Here is a 16,742-nt window from a genome sequence, read left to right on the forward strand (position 1 = left end):
AACCAATAAAGGTGTGATGATAATGACCCACGGCGAACAACGGACAGATATAGAGATGCAGCCTGAAAAGAAACCGCTTGTGCCGCGAACAGAGGCGGAGAAGCAAAAGGTTATTAATCGGCTGAAACGTGTGGAAGGTCAAGTGAGAGGCCTGCAAAAAATGGTGGAGGATGACAGGTATTGTGTGGATATTCTTATTCAGATTTCCGCGATACAAGCTGCATTAAAAAAGGCAGGGTATTCTTTATTAGAGCGGCATACCAAAAGCTGTGTGGCTTCGGCAATGAAGGAAGGCGCGGGTGTTCATCATATTGATGAGCTCATGAAGGTCATCCAGCAATTTTCAAAATAATGTTGAGTGGGGTGAAACAATGGCCCAAAAAAAGGAATGGCAGCTTGGCATCACTGGTATGACATGCGCTGCGTGTTCTTCCCGGATCGAAAAAGTCCTTAACAAAATGGACGGCGTCGAGGCAAACGTTAACCTAGCCCTAGAAAGTGCCAAGATCAGCGTTGAGGAGGACAAAGCGACATTGAATGATATTGTTGCCAAAGTTGAGAAGCTTGGTTACGGCGTTAGAACGGAGAAGACGGAGTTTGCTATTCGCGGCATGACTTGTGCTGCATGTGCTGCGCGGATCGAAAAAGGATTGAGCAGATTAACTGGCATTTCAAAAGCGAGCATTAATTTGGCGACTGAATCTGGTGTCGTACAATACGAGCAAGGGGTCGTGTCGGTTGACGATATCATGGATAAGGTGAAAAAACTTGGGTATGAAGCGGTTTTAAAAAAGGATAAAAAAGGTCAAGAAGATTATAAGAAAAAGGAAATAAGGGAAAAAGAACGCAAGCTGATCATTTCAATTATTTTATCGCTGCCGCTTTTATATACAATGGCCGCCCATTTACCTTTTGATTCGGGGCTTCCGGTTCCCGAACTGTTCATGAATCCTTGGTTCCAATTTGTTTTAGCAACCATTGTTCAGTTTTATATCGGCTGGCCGTTTTATGTCGGGGCCGCACGCGCTGTGCAAAACAAAAGTGCAAACATGGATGTCCTTGTTGCCATGGGAACTTCGGCAGCCTATTTTTATAGTGTTGCGGAGCTTGTCCGTTACCAGACAGGCGGAGTGTCACGGCCGGATTTGTATTTTGAAACAAGTGCGATTTTGATCACTTTGATCTTATTAGGTAAATTGTTTGAGGCTAGGGCTAAAGGACGGACAACGGAAGCGATCAAAAAGTTGCTTGATCTTCAGGCGAAAGAAGCGACGGTAATAAGAGACGGAGAAGCATTACGAATTCCAGTCGAAGAGGTCCAGGTAGGTGACTTATTGCTTGTCAAGCCTGGAGAAAAAATTCCTGTTGACGGGGTAGTTGTTGAGGGGAAATCCTCAGTTGATGAATCGATGATTACCGGTGAATCTCTTCCGGTTGAAAAAACGGTCGGCGACAGAGTGATTGGTTCTACGATCAATAAAAATGGGACGCTGCAAATCGAAGCAGAAAAGGTCGGCAAGAACACTGCCCTTGCGGGGATTATTAAAATTGTTGAAGAAGCCCAAGGGTCAAAGGCGCCGATACAAAGAATGGCCGATGTTATTTCAGGTATCTTTGTACCGATTGTTATCGCGATCGCTGTCATTGTCTTTGCCATTTGGCTTATCTTCGCTTCTCCTGGCGACTTATCCAGGGCTTTGGAAGTCGCTATCGCTATACTTGTGATTGCCTGCCCTTGTGCACTAGGTTTGGCAACACCAACCTCCATTATGGTGGGAACTGGGAAGGGTGCTGAGGCTGGCATTCTTTTCAAAGGAGGAGAATATTTAGAATCGACACAATCCCTGAATGTTATATTAATGGACAAAACAGGGACTATTACAAATGGTAAGCCCGAGGTGACTGATTTCATTGCACTTGATGAGGGAAATAAAAAAAGGCTGTTAGCTCTTGTGGCCGCTACTGAAAAGTCAAGTGAGCATCCGCTTGCACAAGCAATAATAGATTACAGCAAGGAACAGGCTGTTGAAAAGTTGATGATCAGATCATTTGAGGCAATACCAGGCTATGGTATTCAAGCAGAATATGACGGTAAACGGCTTTTAATCGGTACACGCCGTTTGCTTGACAGAGAAGCCATTTCATATAGGGAAATCGTCGACCAGATGATTAAATTAGAATCCGAAGGCAAGACCGCGATGCTTATTGCATTTGATGGCAAAATCAGCGGACTTGTCGCTGTGGCTGACAGGATCAAACACTCCTCAAGTTTGGCGATCAGACAATTAAAAGCGCTTGGACTTGATGTCTATATGATCACAGGGGATAATAAAAGGACGGCGGAAGCGATTGCCGATGAAGCCGGTATTAAGCATGTTTTTTCCGAAGTGCTTCCGGGCGACAAAGCGGATAAAGTCAAAATGCTGCAGGATAAAGGGCTTAAGGTGGCGATGGTCGGGGACGGCATCAATGATGCTCCGGCATTGGCACAAGCCGATATCGGCATGGCGATTGGCACGGGTACGGATGTTGCCATTGAAACGGCCGATATTATGTTGATGAGCGGTGATTTGGCTCATATCCCAAAAGCGATTGACTTGAGCCGTAAAACAATGAAAAACATTCGCCAAAACCTATTCTGGGCGCTGTTTTACAATGCGATAGGCATTCCGATTGCGGCGCTTGGACTCCTGGCACCATGGGTTGCCGGCGCGGCGATGGCATTTAGTTCCGTCTCAGTAGTGACTAATGCATTGCGATTAAAGCGTGTAAAATTAAAAGAATTGTGAAAGGGGATCCAACTATGGAAAAAGCAACAATTAATGTGAAAGGCATGACTTGCGGACATTGCGAAGCGGCTGTTACGAATGCCTTAAAAGAGCTCAGCGGTGTATCAGAGGTAAAGGTCCATCTTGATAATGGCAAGGTCGATGTCACTTTCCATGATGGTAAAGTATCTTTTGATCAAATGAAAGAAGCTATCGAAGATCAGGGTTATGATGTTGTTTGAAAAATAAGAGGCAGCCACGTTTTATCAAACGGGCTGCCTTTAAAATTATTTGGGTTGCTTTTTTGGCGGAAAGTTGTGGTCGAGGCCATCTAAGGTCGCCAACACAGCGGTAAGGAGCATTTGGATATCGTCAATGTTGGACTCATCAATGCCTTCTTTAAAGAGAAGTGTGACGTCATTTTTGAAAAGATGCTGATCATCGCCGTAAGTCTGTGAGAGGTTCTGGGTGACGGCTGGACGGTATGGCCGCCAATATTTATTTATAAGAAAAAGGATGGCTTCGCAATCGTTTTTCGGATGCTGTATGTGCAGATGAAATGTTATGCTGAAATCACAGGCAGCATTCTTTGAATCCTCCTCAAGGATTTCCGCTGACAGTGTCTGGGTGCTTGCCTCAATAAGCAGGCTCGCTTCAGCTGTTCCATTTTCCCTAACAAAAGATAAGCCATAGGCCCGGTTCATTTTAGCCAGATCAATGATGTTTGTCCGATTGGTAATCGCGATAACTTCACTCAGATCTAATTCATATACAGCTCCCTCTAAAACGACCTTCAAATTCTCAAATACAGTCGGATCAAACATGTGATGTCCCCTTTAATTAATCAAGTCATTTTATTGTACACTACCTAAAAGAAAATAAAAATGGGGACATGCGCGCCGCCTCTGGAATATACGCGCGCCACTGGGAATATATGCGCGCCGCCGGGAATATATGCGCGCCCCGGAGAATATACGCGCGCCGCCCAGGAAAAACGTCGCGTCCATAAGGAAAACCGCGGGTTCACCGCGGTTTTAAACTTTGGTATTTTTCTTTTTTGCTCTGTCTTCAAGCTGTGACTTTGGCCGTTGATCGGCGACATCCTCGCTATGGCCTTGCGGATTCACGCTTGATGCCGTTTTACCGCGGGGAGCCCGGAATTCTTTTTCATGTGTCATTTAACAACACCTCCACTATTAAGGTGCTGAATGTGGGGGAATTTTATTCTTTATGCGCGAAGTCACTCAAGCCATTTTGACATATTAATATCAGTTGCCTTATAATCAAGCTTTTCATATAGATATATGGCCCTTTTATTATGTGAAAAGACATGGAGACTGATTTTCTTTATCCCCCTTTTGACAGCAAGATCGTCCAACGCTCTTAACGCCGCTTTGGCATATCCTAAGCCTTGTTTTTCCTCAAATATTTTGAAGTCAAATATGAATGCTTCCTTTTGCGGGTGCCTTTCATCAAATTTATACCACAGCCAGCCTATTTTCCGCCCTTCGCTATCCGCTATCACATATAAATATTGATGATGGCTGTCCATACCATCAGGCAATAAACGTTGATATTCCCGGCTCGATTTTGTAAGAGCCTCATCAATCGTCCACGTGCCAGCCTTCACCTTTTCATCTGCATATTCCTTGATAGCGGATGAGGTATACTGTGCGAAATCATTTTGTGTCATGGGAATGAGTGATACTGTCATGATAATTCCTCCTCTATGTCATTGAATTTGGAAAGCAGATCTTGGGCTAGCTTTATGTAGTAATCAGGATGCAGGTCAAGGAAATGGAGTAAACTCTTAGCATTTTTCCAGGCTTTTTGATGCATTTTCTTTGTGATGACACCAGCTTCTAAAGCGTCATCAAGTTCATCCTCATCAAGCAGAATTATCTTATGATTCGGTAGTAAGACAACGGCCAGATACAGATCATCAAACCAAGGGATGCCATTTTCCCCTATTCCAATTTGATGAATAATATCGAAATAGCATTGGATGAGCTGATGATTGTCGTCAAACATAGCAGTTATGACGAACCCTTCATTTTTCGGAAAAAATTCTAACCAGGTAAAGTTATGATCTACAATCTTTAACTTTGTTTCACCATAAGTGACAAACAAGGGGTCTCGAACTTTAACCAATGACAGATGGACGTATGTGTCGCCTTTATCGTGCTGCAGAACAATCGTCTTATCTAAAATCCTGCCCCATCCCGGCCGGTCAGCATATTTTCTCTTCATTCTTTTATTTTTAGTTTGGCCATGATAGCTTGCGGATCCAATGCGTCGGATTCGATGACAAGCGCTGTTAACCCTGACTCCGTTCCAGAGCTGTGACTTTCTCCTTTATGCCAAAAGGCTGCTTCTCCGGCGGTGATCTTCATTCTTTCTTTTCCCGCACCGTAAACCCAGCCCTCCCCTTGAATAACCAGGAACAGCTGAGGAACAACAGCTTCGTGCTCACCAATTAAGCCATTTTCGCCGAGAAACATCATCCCGATATGGATTGAACCTTGAGCATCCACAATTTTTGCCATATTAAAATCAGAGCCAAAGCGGGTGATTTTTTTGCCGGCCACTTTTTCAAATTGGTAAATGTCCATGTGCCATCCTCCTTTCACATCTCAGTATAAAACATTCTATGTGAAGGTCAAAAGTCCTTTTTAGGCTTAAGGATCGCATTTGGATGCATAAATCGAAATGAGGACGCAAATCCCTAGATGAAGACGCAAATCCCTAGATGAAGACGCATAAATCGAAATGAGGACGCAAATCCCTAGATGAAGACGCATAAATCGAAATGAGGACGCAAATCCCTAGATGAAGACGCATAAATCGAAATGAGGACGCAAATCCCCGGATGAAGACGCATAATCGAAAGAGGACGCAAATCCCCCAGATGAAGACGCATAAATCGAAATGAGGACGCAAATCCCCTGGATGAAAATGCATAAGCTTAAGTATGTTTATTTACGTATTAAAAGAGGGAATAATAACTGAGAGGAGATGATACATATGGAAGAAAAGAATATTGGCATTGACCCTATTGCTTTGGAACGTTTGCTTGATAAATATATTTTAAAAAGCGGTGACACGATAACAATCGATCAGCTGCGAATTGGGCTGGAAAAAATAATTGTCGAGAACAACAAAGCCCTTATGAAAGATATCGAAGCGCTAATCGACAACAAAATGAAATAAGGCTTGATAATGCACAAAAAGCGCCATTTCCGCGAGTATGGAATGGCGCTACTTGCATTTTATAAATAATATCAAACGATGTGAGTTAATCCAATACGGGTAACACCCTGACTTCCTTCACCATCTCGGCTTGGCATAGGGGGCATTTTGGATGGTCCTCAAATGAAAAATCGTCTCTCATCCAGCCTGAACAGCTTTCGCTTGTGCAGGACCAAACATTAGTTTCAGCTTCAGGAACCGGTTCTTGCGGGCCTTTATTAAACGCCATATCAATGATCCCCTTTCTAGGTATTACTATTATTATACCCTATATTTCCAAATAAATAAAATAAATGAACCCCCGCCATCATTACATATTTCCGTTTTTCTAAAGACATGTTAATAGGGGAGGTGATTTATATGACAGTTGCAAATAAAATCCAACAGTCAATTGCAAGCTGTGAAAGCACATTAGCCAACCTTCATAGCTTTGCTTTAGAAACACAGGATCAAAATGCGAAGCAGGCCTACCAAGCAATGGCCCAATCCCAACAAACCATATTGGACGGCTTGAATCAACGCCTTCAGTATATACAAGGCCAAGAACCCCAATATAATCAACAATAAAGCCATAAAAGGAGAGAAGGTGAATAGTTAACCTTCTCTTTTTAATTATTTAGGTTGATTTATCAGCTTATCCCGGTCAGGTGCACATGGAGGCTGCTCCATCCAGTTATTTTTTATCATTATATCCGCGCCGTCTTTAGCAAAGTTGCCGATTTCTATTGCTAACCTCTGATAATTTAAGATGACATCAGTGCGCTGGCTTGCAGCGCCAGCGGTTGAATAGTTCCCCATTCCTCCGGCACTTAAGAAGTCGATATGAAACATCATCAGTTTATCGGAAAATGGGGCAATCGTTGAAGCAGTCAGGCATGTTGATGATGATGCCATTGGGGGCTCAATCTCACTTTTCAATAATGTCTCACCAAAAACTTTAATATGTTTCTTCGAGATGTCTTTGCCCCTTACCATGAACTTCCTCACGTGTTCATCCTTAGCCGTTTGAGCAAAGCTGGTGCACAGTAAACTCCCCAAGAGGTTTGTTTCAATATTAAGGAAAAGATGGGAAATCTCAATGGCATTTAGCGGTCTCTTCTCACTAAAGGGGTTGAGTCCGCTAAGATAGGACTTGTTGTCAATATAATCAGCTTGGCATGGTACGGGGATGGTCGGAGGTCTAGTATAGAGGCCTTTTTCCAAGCTGACATCCGTACCCAAATTATATAAGTTAATGGTTCCGGCTAGACAGGCAGAAAAATGTTCTCTCAGGTCCTTCCTAGTACTCATGGCCAAGAAACCGCCATATACAAATGTTCCGACCTTTGCCATCTGATTTATATATTCAAGGATAAATTCGTCAGAATAGAGCGGAGGAGCCTTAAAATTAACATCCGAGTCGGTAAAACCGACGGGCATTGCAAAGTTTTCTTTAGAAAAAGTGTTCTTTAGAAAAGTGGTATGCTCCTTGGTTAATTGATATGAATAGTCCACTATCGGTTTTATGTCGGCATTCTCCACTGTTTCCAAAAAATAACCCATGATACAATGGCTCATTGTGTTATTTAAATAAGATGTCCAAAGAGAAGCTATTTCGGACGAGGTCAAAGGTATATGATTTTCAGTCATTTTCGGTCCTCCTTAGAAATGCATCTTTTTTACTATTTCCAAAAAAGGATAAGTCATTCAGTCTTGATTGCAGTAAATAGTATTATTACTCGGTGATGCCTGTTTGCTTAACTTGAATGTCAACCTTCAGCTTCACATCAGCATTGGGATAATGATCCTTCCACTTCTCAAAATCCCAGCCTCTTGTTTGACTTCTCGTCTTAGCACCCAAACCAAGGGGATCAACACTCATCTTTTGGAACTTTTCCACCAATTGTTCACCTTGTTTTTCAATGTCCTTTTCCATTGCCTTAGATATTTTATTAATATATTCTTTTGGGTTTGACCTTAGAGGTGCCTCTGTAATGATAGCTTTCATTTTGACGTGGATAAGAATATCCGGTGAAGCACTATTACCGTTTTTAACGCTATATGTCACTTTGGAACCCGTATTTAGGACTGAAATATATGCTGATGGATTATTTTTCAAATAAAATTCGTATGCACCCCCTTCAAAAGGCTGAGACATGAGTTTAAAAATAAAAGTCTTATTAGGGATGGGAATCTTGCCAACATATTTCCCATTTCTAAATAGGGCAATCCCTGTAATTTCAATATGATCACCTGATTTCTTCAAAATCGGCAGTATTGGATCTTTGCCTTGCCCAAAATAACTATATAGGAATTCATGCAAGTTCATTCTAGGCAAATTATATTTGATGTTTTGTTTTATCAAATCATTTAAATAAATGGAGACGGCTTGACTCTCTTCATATTGGCCGGAAAGCAATTCCTGTGTGCTGCCGTCAACGACAGCTAAGTAAAGTTTTCGGCCAATTACAGGGTCGCGATTGAGATAATCGACAAAATCATCTATGCCATGCTTGGCTAAATCTTCATCAAATAATATGGTATTCACTTTGCCAAGCTTTAAAGGTTGTTGTGCCTTCGTTTGCATTTTTGTCGGGATCGCCTTACCAGTGTGAGAGATGACTGAAAACGAATCCGTTGTCGCTGAGGAACTGGGTCCTCCGCCGCTTTCTCCCCCTCCCATGGTGTAGTTAGGGACGGCGACCGTGCTTAAAACCAAATCATCTCCGACATAATCATAACCGATGGCCTGAACGAGCCTGATGTCATCAATGACAGTAGAATGCAGGCAGCCGGTCGGTATGAATAATAAAAGTATTGGCAAACATAACTTTTTAATTTTCATGATGGCTTCCTCACTTTTAACAGGACACATTGGTAAATGAATATGAAAGGAATATAAACATAGAGAAAGTAAAAACCAACTGTTGAAATCAAACTGTTCAGAGTGTCAACTTGGATACGGTTTTGAAAAAGGCCATTAGAAATAAACAGGATGATTAAGACAGTGGGTATGATGATTTTTTGTCTTACAGAAAACAAGAGTTTGGCACCCCGTGTGACCGCCCAAATCCCGAGACATATATTCGGAAGGACAACAAATAGCCAAATGGTGATACCGACATATTCAAATCGTTCAAAGACTGGAAAACTGACGATTTTCCATAATGATAATGTTGACCAAATCGTATGCTTTAATTGTCCTTGACTGAAGTAGACATATGAAACGAGTGCTGTTACTAAATATGTATAGGTCGTGGTCAGCAGACCAAAGTGGGCCCATTTCTTTGACTGCTTCGGCCGTTTAATGAATGGATAATACAGCATAAAAAGACCAAATCCTAAGAAACTTAGTGTCATGACTTTTGTCGCCTTTAATATGGCAAGAGGTGATTGCTCCATAATCGGCATGAGATTGCTAAAATTGGCGTACTGCAACGGGAAATATTTTACAATAAATAATGGAGCACCGTATATAAAACTCAAGAAACAGATGCCGGTCACCGTTCGAAAGCCGCCAATAACGAAACTGTGGGCTAATAGAAGGATGATAAAGCCGAGTGCCCACACTGAAAATTCCGGGAAAATCCAAACTTGGATGACCTCAATGTATGTTCTTAATATGGTTAATACAAAACTCAGGAAATAGATGAGAACTAAAAAGTTAAGTCCCCAGCCGATATACTTCCCGAAAAGCTCCTGTTGAAGTGCGATAAGATCACCGCCACTACTTTTCTCCAAAAGTCGGTACATGATCCATAGAACAATATGAGTGCTGATACCGGTAGTAATGACTGCCATCCAGGCATCATGGCCGGCAATGGCAGAAATATACCGTTCAAAGCCTAGGATACCGACCCCGACCTGCATAGCATGAATAAGGAATAAAGTCATAACCGGAGAAACTTGGGATTTTTCACTTATATTTGTTTTCATCAAATCCCTCCCACTACGTCTTGCTTACTCGTCAATATCATTTTTTTCCCGGGCACGGTCGTAGTTAAATCTGCCTGGGTCTTGCGGCCGGAGAAACATAGGCCTAGTCGATTGTTTGCCATAAGGCAAGCGGATAAACGCATCTTTCAAGTCGGTCATTCTTAAAGGATAAATCGGTTCAATATAAGGTCTGCCCAATGACGTTAACTTTAGTAAGTGGGCAACGAAAAAGCCAAAGCAGAGAGCGATTCCGATAATGCCCCAGAGCTGGGCAGCAATAAGAAAAGGAAAACGGATTAAACGAATGGTTGTACCCATCAGGTAATTCGGTGTTGTAAATGATGCAAGGGCTGCCGCTGCAACCATGATAAGCAATACATTGCTTGTCAGGCCGGCTTGGACCGAAGCCGTCCCAATTACAATACCGCCCACAATACCGATTGTCTGACCGATCTTGGTCGGCAGCCTTGCCCCGGCTTCTCTTAAGAGCTCGATCAATAGTTCGAGAATGAGAGCTTCTAAAAAGGGCGGGAAAGGGATCATGCTTCTCGATGAAATAAGTGTTTGCAAAAGATCTTTCGGTATCAGCTGATAATGATAAGTCAAGACCGCGACATACATTGGTGATGATAAGACGGAAAAGGCGACCGCGAATAAGCGCAGCAGACGAAAGGCTGAAGCAAAATGCCAAACAAGAAAGTAATCATCGAAAGCTGAGAAGAACTCGACAATTGTTGTCGGGCATGTCAACGCATGCGGTGAACCGTCCACTAATATAACGATCTTTCCTTCATACAACGTGCCAGCGACACGGTCAGGTCTTTCCGTATCAATGAATTGTGGAAAGGGTGAATGCTGATTATCCCCCATCATCTGTGATAGGACAGCGGCATCGATCATATGATCATACTCGATTTCGTTTAATCTTTGCAGGACAGTGTTCACATTTTCCTTATTTGCGATCCCTTCGATATAAAGCATGTTAACTCTTGTTTTGGAAATCTTACCAATCTGAATTTCTTTGACATGGAATTTAGGGATTGGCACACGCTTACGAACCAGGTTCAAATTGGCATCAATAGATTCCACAAAGGCTTCTTTCGGGCCGATGATGCTCGTTTCGATTTCAGGTTTATCAATTTGTCTTCCTTGTATAGCAATGGCAGAGAAAACTAAGCATTCGGAATCATATTTTTTCATTTGTACAACAATATACCCTTGCATGACTTTTTCTTGCACTGTGTGTGCATCCCTAGTTAGGATGATATCCTCCACAGGGAGATTCGCCTTAATATCCTTTAAATTTTGGATCTTTCCTTCATAAATAAAAGGGAGAACATCCCGGTGGACATATTCGACATCCACTAATGTTTTGAAAAAGGAAATCCAGCAAGACATGGTCTCTTTTTTGTGTTCAAATGTTGTAAAATCATTGGATACTTCAAGATCATGAAAAAGGTCTTTAATCGTTGCTGCTCTCTCCTGTTTAGTCGGGATCTTTTTTTGCCTATTTCGCCAAAACATCTTCTTCCCCCCTTTCTTTATATCTTGCCTATTCATGGGTGCTCATTGTGGTTTTCACCCTTTCGTTCTTCAAAAAAAATAGCTAAAAGGGGTATGAACAGAAACCAGACAAGCAAACAATACATACTGAGTAGTGCAAGCATGTGCAATCTAAATTGAACAAAAATGAAAAATAAAATAACAAGCGGCCAAAAGCTTAAATACAATAAGGTTGACAACATCATTTCCGCCTTTTATTATTTTTGCTGATAGTTTAACCAAGCGGGCTTGAATTAATCATTTGTAAACGATTGGTTATTGACACCGTGTTTGTATGCGGATACAATAAAGATAGTGATGAGTTATTAGACGAAGTTTTATCTATTCTTTTTTTAGTGAAGGAAACTAATTTAATTAATGCCCATAGCATTTAGTTATCAGGGGGCTGTACACTGATTTATTTAATCGATCAGTGTGCGGCCTCTTTTTGTTTTTTTACGCAAGTGTATGGTTAAATCTTAATTTACAAAGAAGGGGTGGCATCATGATTATATTAGACGGAAATAACTTGACTTTGGACCAGGTTAAGAAGGTATTAGATGATTTCGAAGAGGTTCAGCTTTCCGAAGACAGCATGAAGCGTGTCGTGAAGAGCAGGGAGGCTGTTGAGAAAATTGTTCAGGAAGGTAAAGTGGTATACGGTATTACGACCGGTTTTGGAAAAATGAGTGATGTCCTTATCAATAAAGAAGACGCTCCAGACCTGCAAATTAATTTAATCCGCAGCCATTCTTGCGGTGTCGGAAAACCTTTCCCTGAAAAGGTAAGCCGTGCGATGATGCTTTTGCGCGCCAATGCACTTATGAAGGGCTTTTCTGGCGTTCGCCCGGTATTAATAGAAAGATTGATCGAGCTGTTGAATAAAAAGGTTCATCCCGTCATTCCTGAGCAGGGTTCGCTTGGAGCAAGCGGTGATTTAGCGCCTCTTTCGCATCTTGCTTTAGTTTTGGTTGGGGAAGGCGAGGTTTTCTATGAAGGTGAACGCACACCAACAGAGAAGGTCTTCCAAAAGCTTGGCATCTTCCCGTTAACATTAACAGCCAAAGAAGGCCTCGCCTTGATTAACGGCACCCAGGCGATGACCGCTCAAGGTGTTGTAGCAATGAATGAGGCGCTCAATCTCGTTAACCAGGCGGAAGGGATTGCTTCATTGACTATAGAAGCGCTCAACGGTATCATAACTGCTTTTGATGATGACGTTCATCAAGCAAGAGGGTACGCTGAACAAATCGATGTTGCCCGCCGCATGCGCGAATATTTAAAAGATAGCAAACTGACGACAGAACAGGGTGAAGTTAGAGTTCAGGATGCTTATTCGCTGCGATGCATTCCTCAGGTTCACGGGGCAACATGGCAAACATTGAATTATGTCAAAGAAAAATTAGAAATAGAAATAAATGCTGCAACTGACAATCCGCTTATTTTTGATGATGGTGAGAAAGTTATTTCGGGCGGGAATTTCCATGGGCAGCCAATTGCCTTTGCAATGGATTTTCTTGGTATAGCTATGGCAGAAATGGCCAATATATCTGAGCGGAGGGTCGAGCGGTTAGTGAATCCACAGCTTAATGATCTGCCGCCGTTTTTGAGCGGCAAACCGGGTCTGGAATCAGGGGCTATGATTTTACAGTATGCGGCCGCCTCGTTGGTATCGGAAAACAAAACATTGGCTCATCCGGCAAGTGTTGATTCCATTCCGTCATCGGCAAATCAGGAGGATCATGTCAGCATGGGAACAATCGGTGCCAGACATGCCCATCAAATCATTCAGAATGTGAGAAGAGTTTTGGCGATTGAACTATTTTGCGCAATGCAGGCCCTGGAATATAGAGATAAAACGAAAATGGCTACGATGACTAAGACGATTTATAAGAATGGAAGGGAGCAGGCGCCGGTTGTAGAGAATGACCGTGTGTTCTCAAAGGATATAGAAAAATTGGCTGAATGGCTGCTAACAAAGGATTGGAATACTTTGTTCACCAAAACTGAGCAGGAAAAGGTTTTATAATTAAGGACACGAAGGAGAGTGGGAAGGGCATTGACCCTTTACTCTCCTTCTTCTTTTTCGAGCCCTTCCATTTCTTCATGGCAATCGTAGCAGCGGATGTTATGATTGTCGAGAACGATGCCATTTAGAAAGCCGCTGACGCAATAGACCATTTTCCCGCAGTCAATGCAAGGACCGACTGGTTCCCTGATTTTCATCGCCTCCCTTAAATATCAACTTGCCTTAATATTATGATAAAATAAATAAGAAAGTATAGAGAAAGGAGAATAAATATGAAATATTGCCGTTTCTTAGATGATAACCAAGTGAAATACGGTATGGTGGATGCTGATCGGGTGATTGAATTGGTCGGATCCTACAATAATGAGGTGTCCATTCCAACGGATCGCGTCCATTTTTTGAATGAGGTCCAGCTGTTATGCCCAGTCGACCCAAAGCAGGTTATTGCGATTGGCCTAAATTATAGTGACCATGCAAAGGAACAAAATAAAAAGCTTCCTGAAGAACCTATGATGTTCATGGTGTCGCCAAGTGCTGTTATTGGTCCAAATGATGAGATACAACTTGCCCGCGACGGTCACCGGATTGATTATGAGGCAGAGCTTGCCATTGTCATTGGAAAAGAGGCCAAGGATGTGGGTGAGGAGGATGCTTCTTCATATATTTTTGGTTACACTTGTGCGAATGATATCTCAGATCGTGATTTACAAAAAAAGGACGGGCAGTTTACCCGAGCCAAGTCATTTCGTACATACAAGCCCATCGGTCCATGGATCGAAACGAATCTCAATCCCCAAAGCCTGTCAGTTAGGCTAAAGAAAAATGGTGAAGTTAAGCAGGACGGGACAACGAAGGATATGATCCATTCTATAGAAAAAATTATTGCGGCCGTCACTGAAGTAATGACGCTCTACCCAGGAGATGTCATACTGACAGGAACACCAGCTGGCGTTGGTCCATTGTGCCTTGGAGATGAAGTGGAAATTGACATCGATGGAATTGGACAGCTTAGAAATAAGATAATAGGGTAAAAGGACGAAGGGCTTGTAGCCCTTCGTTTCCTTACGATACCGTAAAAAGGTGCAAAAGCGTCTTCATAAGTAACAAAATGGTAAAACGCCATCCGAATGCAAAATTATTCAAGTTGAATTTAATATTTAGTTAAAAAAGTGTCGTCAATGTCTCGGTTTGAAGCACATTTTCGGCCATTTTAGTAAATTGGAGCAGGTCAATGTCATGCAGACGCCGGCAGGACACTTGCATGCCCACAGGCAGATGCTCATGGTTAAAACCGATAGGAATAGACATAGCGGGATGGCCTGTCAAGTTATAGATCTGAGTCATGACCCAGTCTGAATCAGTTTTAATTGGTTTGCTATTAATATGACCGGGACCTTCTAAGTCATAATTAAAGGCAGTGACAGCAAGGGTCGGAGAAACAATGACATCGTAAGTTTGAAAGGCATCTTGTAATGTATGCCATAAGTACGATCGGTATTTCTCGAGGCTCTTAAATTCAACAGCTGATAATTTTCTCCCCCTCTCAACCATTTCTTTAAAACCTTTGGACAGCTTATCAGGGTGTTGTTCGGAAAGATCCCCTGCTCCGGCTGCAAGACCCGCAGTCCATAATGTCTCAAAGTAATGAATGTACTCAGGCAGAGTCTTTTTCATGTTAATGTGGAGCGGGGTGACCACGCAGCCGGTCGATTCGAGTTTCTGAACCGCCGCTTCGAATAACGATCTGACTTCGGCGTCAATCTCATAAATGCCAAAATCAGTTGTCCAGCCAATTTTAAAATGCTTTTTTCCAACACGTTCTAAAGCATTATAAGCTGATTCTTGTAAAGCCGGCAGCGAGAATGGGTCGGTATCCGCCGCGCCTTGAATGATGTCAAACATAAGCGCGGCATCGAGGGTGGAGCGGCTTAGTGTGCCAAAATGAAGGTACGGCTCATGTGATCCAAAAACACCATCCAAATGATTGTCATGCGGGATTCTGCCATAATTAGGTTTGAAACCATAGACACCGCAAAGAGCTGCAGGAATTCTTATCGAGCCGCCGCCATCACTTCCTTCGGCAATGGGTACAAAACCCGCGGCAACAGCAGCCGCTGAACCGCCGCTTGATCCTCCAGCAGCCTTTTCCATATTCCAAGGATTCCGCGTCGGACCAAAGAGAGGATTGTCTGTCGTCGCTTTATAACCAAATTCCGGGGTGTTGGTTTTTCCCATGATAATCGCTCCGGCGTCTATTAACCTTTGAACTATAGTGGCATTCCGATCCGGAATATTATCTTTGAAAACCGGGCTGCCATATGTTGTCCGAAGGCCTTCTGTATGTGTTAAATCCTTTATAGCTACCGGGATGCCCTCCAACGGCCGCGCAGGGTGTTGATGCTTGTACACCCGGGAAGCCTGTTCAGCCTGTAATAAGGCGCCGTTTTTATTCAAAGTGACAAACGCGTTAATCTCGGGATTATACTTTTCAATCCGCTCAAAAAGGGCTTTTACGGCTTCAACAGGTGTCAATTCTTCTGATCGATATTTGGATAACAGTTCTACGGCTGTTAAAGAGTGAATGTCTGTCATTGATTTCTTCGTCCTTTTTCGCATTATGGTTGTTAACAACATTATAGTTGATCTGTTCACCTTTTTAAAATGCCAGGCTTTTTTTATGAGTAAAATCCATTAAAAAAATACCTGCCTTAAGCGGCAAGTATTTCTTTAAATATCATTCATATTAATTTCAGTCAATGGCTCTGGTCCGCGTTTTTGCATCATCACCTCTAATACGCCATTTCTAAATTCGGCTTTTGTTTGCTTTGGCCTGACAGGCGCCGGTAAAGGGATGTCCAGACCCTCGTCCTCGTCCGTTAACCCTTTTACATATAATTTATGGCTGTCTACAAGGATGCGAGGCCTGACTTGCTCCGCTGTATTATTAACAGGGATACGGGCTATGACCATATCATGGGTTTCAAAGACATTGTGTGATGGTGCCTGCTGTTTTGGTCCAGGTCCAGTATTAAAAGGGGCACCGCGGTTATTATTTTTTAGGAAATCAGGCATGCTGTTTGCAATCGAATCGTTCACCATTTTTTGTATGTTTTCACCGCTGAAGGGTAACCCCCCTGCAAAAGGTTGTTTGAATTGACGATTCATAAAAGAATCCATATCATTTGCTCCTGAAAAAGGAAACATTTTTCCACCTCCATAATTCTCTGAAATATTTCATT

The 16,742-nt window shown here is 42.5% G+C and carries 20 protein-coding genes; 7 read left to right on the forward strand and 13 right to left on the reverse strand.

All coding sequences use genetic code 11. The features are described 5' to 3' along the window. Positions 1-22: 22 nt before the first annotated feature. The 3 genes from EV207_RS13155 to copZ are packed head-to-tail and all read left to right on the forward strand — an operon-like array spanning position 23 to position 3,010. Positions 23-352 (forward strand): metal-sensing transcriptional repressor, encoded by a 330-nt coding sequence (locus EV207_RS13155; protein WP_279389193.1) that lies wholly within the window; start codon positions 23-25, stop codon positions 350-352. 19 nt (positions 353-371) lie between these two features. Further along, on the forward strand, positions 372-2,789 hold the full coding sequence (locus tag EV207_RS13160; protein ID WP_132746617.1) for a heavy metal translocating P-type ATPase: 2,418 nt from the start codon (positions 372-374) through the stop codon (positions 2,787-2,789). A 14-nt stretch (positions 2,790-2,803) separates the two neighbouring features. After that, positions 2,804-3,010 carry a copper chaperone CopZ gene (gene copZ, locus EV207_RS13165; protein ID WP_132746618.1) on the forward strand — a complete coding sequence of 69 codons (207 nt, stop codon included), beginning with the start codon at positions 2,804-2,806 and terminating at the stop codon, positions 3,008-3,010. Positions 3,011-3,055: 45 nt separating this feature from the next. Here the strand turns inward: copZ and EV207_RS13170 are convergent, their stop codons facing one another. From EV207_RS13170 to EV207_RS13190, 5 genes are all read right to left on the reverse strand, one after another. After that, complete coding sequence (locus EV207_RS13170) at positions 3,056-3,592, reverse strand: hypothetical protein (RefSeq protein ID WP_132746619.1); 537 nt, start codon at positions 3,590-3,592, stop codon at positions 3,056-3,058. Between the two features lie 210 nt (positions 3,593-3,802). Further along, a complete protein-coding gene (sspL, locus tag EV207_RS13175) occupies positions 3,803-3,946 on the reverse strand; it encodes a small, acid-soluble spore protein L (protein ID WP_132746620.1) in 144 nt (47 codons plus the stop codon). 62 nt (positions 3,947-4,008) lie between these two features. Then, positions 4,009-4,482 carry a GNAT family N-acetyltransferase gene (locus EV207_RS13180; protein ID WP_243647063.1) on the reverse strand — a complete coding sequence of 158 codons (474 nt, stop codon included), beginning with the start codon at positions 4,480-4,482 and terminating at the stop codon, positions 4,009-4,011. Next, on the reverse strand, positions 4,479-5,018 hold the full coding sequence (locus tag EV207_RS13185; protein WP_132746621.1) for a ribonuclease FAU-1 family protein: 540 nt from the start codon (positions 5,016-5,018) through the stop codon (positions 4,479-4,481). The genes EV207_RS13180 and EV207_RS13185 overlap by 4 nt, the downstream gene beginning before the upstream one ends. Next, on the reverse strand, positions 5,015-5,380 hold the full coding sequence (locus EV207_RS13190) for a cupin (protein ID WP_132746622.1): 366 nt from the start codon (positions 5,378-5,380) through the stop codon (positions 5,015-5,017). Before EV207_RS13190 ends, EV207_RS13185 begins: the two co-directional genes overlap by 4 nt. 412 nt (positions 5,381-5,792) lie before the next feature. On the opposite strand from EV207_RS13190, the gene EV207_RS13195 reads away from it, so the two are divergent. After that, on the forward strand, positions 5,793-5,978 hold the full coding sequence (locus tag EV207_RS13195; RefSeq protein ID WP_132746623.1) for a hypothetical protein: 186 nt from the start codon (positions 5,793-5,795) through the stop codon (positions 5,976-5,978). Between the two features lie 85 nt (positions 5,979-6,063). Here EV207_RS13195 and EV207_RS13200 read toward each other — a convergent pair whose 3' ends face one another. Continuing rightward, a complete protein-coding gene (locus EV207_RS13200; protein WP_132746624.1) occupies positions 6,064-6,246 on the reverse strand; it encodes a cold-shock protein in 183 nt (60 codons plus the stop codon). Positions 6,247-6,377: 131 nt separating this feature from the next. On the opposite strand from EV207_RS13200, the gene EV207_RS13205 reads away from it, so the two are divergent. Next, complete coding sequence (locus tag EV207_RS13205; protein WP_132746625.1) at positions 6,378-6,584, forward strand: DUF1657 domain-containing protein; 207 nt, start codon at positions 6,378-6,380, stop codon at positions 6,582-6,584. Between the two features lie 45 nt (positions 6,585-6,629). On the opposite strand, the gene EV207_RS13210 is transcribed toward EV207_RS13205, so the two are convergent. The 4 genes from EV207_RS13210 to EV207_RS13225 all read right to left on the reverse strand — a co-directional run bounded on the left by EV207_RS13210 (position 6,630) and on the right by EV207_RS13225 (position 11,456). Continuing rightward, positions 6,630-7,646 carry a DUF3231 family protein gene (locus EV207_RS13210; protein WP_132746626.1) on the reverse strand — a complete coding sequence of 339 codons (1,017 nt, stop codon included), beginning with the start codon at positions 7,644-7,646 and terminating at the stop codon, positions 6,630-6,632. An 85-nt stretch (positions 7,647-7,731) separates the two neighbouring features. Beyond that, positions 7,732-8,841 carry a Ger(x)C family spore germination protein gene (locus EV207_RS13215; protein ID WP_165886941.1) on the reverse strand — a complete coding sequence of 370 codons (1,110 nt, stop codon included), beginning with the start codon at positions 8,839-8,841 and terminating at the stop codon, positions 7,732-7,734. After that, on the reverse strand, positions 8,838-9,932 hold the full coding sequence (locus tag EV207_RS13220) for a GerAB/ArcD/ProY family transporter (RefSeq protein ID WP_132746628.1): 1,095 nt from the start codon (positions 9,930-9,932) through the stop codon (positions 8,838-8,840). The genes EV207_RS13215 and EV207_RS13220 overlap by 4 nt, the downstream gene beginning before the upstream one ends. Before the next feature lie 24 nt (positions 9,933-9,956). Continuing rightward, on the reverse strand, positions 9,957-11,456 hold the full coding sequence (locus EV207_RS13225) for a spore germination protein (RefSeq protein ID WP_132746629.1): 1,500 nt from the start codon (positions 11,454-11,456) through the stop codon (positions 9,957-9,959). Positions 11,457-11,979: 523 nt separating this feature from the next. Here EV207_RS13225 and hutH point away from each other — a divergent pair. Then, on the forward strand, positions 11,980-13,503 hold the full coding sequence (hutH, locus tag EV207_RS13230; RefSeq protein WP_132746630.1) for a histidine ammonia-lyase: 1,524 nt from the start codon (positions 11,980-11,982) through the stop codon (positions 13,501-13,503). Positions 13,504-13,541: 38 nt separating this feature from the next. Here hutH and EV207_RS23090 read toward each other — a convergent pair whose 3' ends face one another. Beyond that, the gene (locus tag EV207_RS23090) at positions 13,542-13,700 is read right to left on the reverse strand and encodes a hypothetical protein (RefSeq protein WP_165886936.1); all 159 of its coding nucleotides are present in this window, start codon (positions 13,698-13,700) and stop codon (positions 13,542-13,544) included. Between the two features lie 75 nt (positions 13,701-13,775). Between EV207_RS23090 and EV207_RS13235 the strand changes: the two genes are divergently transcribed. Then, on the forward strand, positions 13,776-14,534 hold the full coding sequence (locus EV207_RS13235; protein WP_132746631.1) for a fumarylacetoacetate hydrolase family protein: 759 nt from the start codon (positions 13,776-13,778) through the stop codon (positions 14,532-14,534). 130 nt (positions 14,535-14,664) lie between these two features. Here EV207_RS13235 and EV207_RS13240 read toward each other — a convergent pair whose 3' ends face one another. Both EV207_RS13240 and EV207_RS13245 read right to left on the reverse strand, forming a co-directional pair. After that, the gene (locus EV207_RS13240; RefSeq protein WP_132746632.1) at positions 14,665-16,095 is read right to left on the reverse strand and encodes an amidase; all 1,431 of its coding nucleotides are present in this window, start codon (positions 16,093-16,095) and stop codon (positions 14,665-14,667) included. A gap of 135 nt (positions 16,096-16,230) precedes the next feature. Further along, a complete protein-coding gene (locus tag EV207_RS13245; protein WP_132746633.1) occupies positions 16,231-16,680 on the reverse strand; it encodes an Hsp20/alpha crystallin family protein in 450 nt (149 codons plus the stop codon). Positions 16,681-16,742 lie beyond the last annotated feature (62 nt).

The sequence above is a fragment of the Scopulibacillus darangshiensis genome, from assembly GCF_004341035.1.
Lineage (GTDB): Bacteria > Bacillota > Bacilli > Bacillales > Sporolactobacillaceae > Scopulibacillus > Scopulibacillus darangshiensis.